This window comes from Microbacterium sp. NPDC089188, from assembly GCF_040685155.1.
Lineage (GTDB): Bacteria > Actinomycetota > Actinomycetes > Actinomycetales > Microbacteriaceae > Microbacterium > Microbacterium galbum.
This window is the reverse complement of sequence record NZ_JBFBHH010000007.1, coordinates 1-1,117: the sequence shown is the minus strand read 5'-3', so window position 1 is coordinate 1,117 and position 1,117 is coordinate 1. Positions and strand designations below refer to the sequence as shown.

The following is a 1,117-nucleotide window of genomic DNA, read 5'->3' as shown; positions in this document are numbered from 1 at the left end:
GACGCCGGCGGCGCCACCGGCTTCTGAATCCGCACGCTCACTGGAACGGGGAATTCGACGCCCATCAGGATCGCTTCTCCAGGCACGAGGCTCGGGAGAAGCTTCGTGGCGGGGTGATCGAGTTCGGCGGCCGCCTGCTCAACTCGCTGACGATCACGCCGATCCGCAAGTCCGTGCACGATTTGTCATACCGACCTGGCTGAGCACGCTGGCTGGCAGGTCGCGTGGACGCTGAGTGTCCACGTCGACGGTGAGCCCGCACTTCCGGCCTTCCTTCGCAATCGCGTCGTGGTGTCAGGAGTGCAAGCTGATTTGAGGTGTCGTCAGGTCAGCTACGTCTGTCGAGGCGGCAGCGCGCATGGCGGAGGCGAAGCGCAAGCGGGACAATCAGGTCGCCCGAGCCGAGCGCGAACTCAGGAAGGCGGAGAAGGCTGCGGCCGAGGCGGGGAAAAAAGCTCGTCGAGCTGCAGGTCGGTCGGTGACGACAACCGATTAGATCCGGTAGTAGGTCTCCGGCTCCAAGCTCGGCTTCCAGCCCTGGTTCTTCGGGTGCGTCATGAGCCACCGAACCATCCCGTTGAGCGCGTCGCTGAGGTCGTGAAGCAATGCCACTTGCCGATGCACGAAGGTCTTGTCCGTGATGTTCGCCCGCAGGACGTGTGCTGGCTTTTGCCGCGCTTGGCGAATCTCCCGCAGGGGCTTCATGAGCGCCTTCGCATCAACCGCGCTGAAGCCTCTGGACTCCAAGAGCGCCGCGAGACGAGTCAGCGTGCCAAGGTTCTGGTCGTTCTTGTCCTTTCGCGGCGCACCCGCGGCGTCCAGAGCGTCGTGGCGGACGTTCTCGGACAGCAGCTTGTCGAGCTGCACGATGAACTCATCCCATTCGCGCTGCGACGGGCGAAGCATCCAGCCGAGATCCTGCGGCCGATCGATGTTCTTGAAGAGCGGCTCGCCGAAGGCGCCGGCCCAAAGGGAGTTCAGGCTTTCCAGCTCGAGGAAGAGGTGATGGAAGGGACCAATGCCGTCCGGCCAGTGCCCCATCTGCGTCTTCCACCAAACCGGGTGGGCCTCGAGCTTGTCGTCCGGGACTTGGTACGACTGCCAGCGCTGCTGGTGC

General features: G+C 64.1%; 1 protein-coding gene and 1 pseudogene. One reads left to right on the top strand and one right to left on the bottom strand.

The genetic code is table 11. From position 1 onward, the window contains the following. Positions 1 to 203: hypothetical protein (locus tag AB0N80_RS16795; RefSeq protein ID WP_363579573.1), on the top strand; the 203-nt coding region annotated here is incomplete at its 5' end. 289 nt (positions 204 to 492) lie between these two features. Here AB0N80_RS16795 and AB0N80_RS16790 read toward each other — a convergent pair. Further along, positions 493 to 1,117, bottom strand: a pseudogene (locus AB0N80_RS16790) (hypothetical protein); the annotation flags it as partial.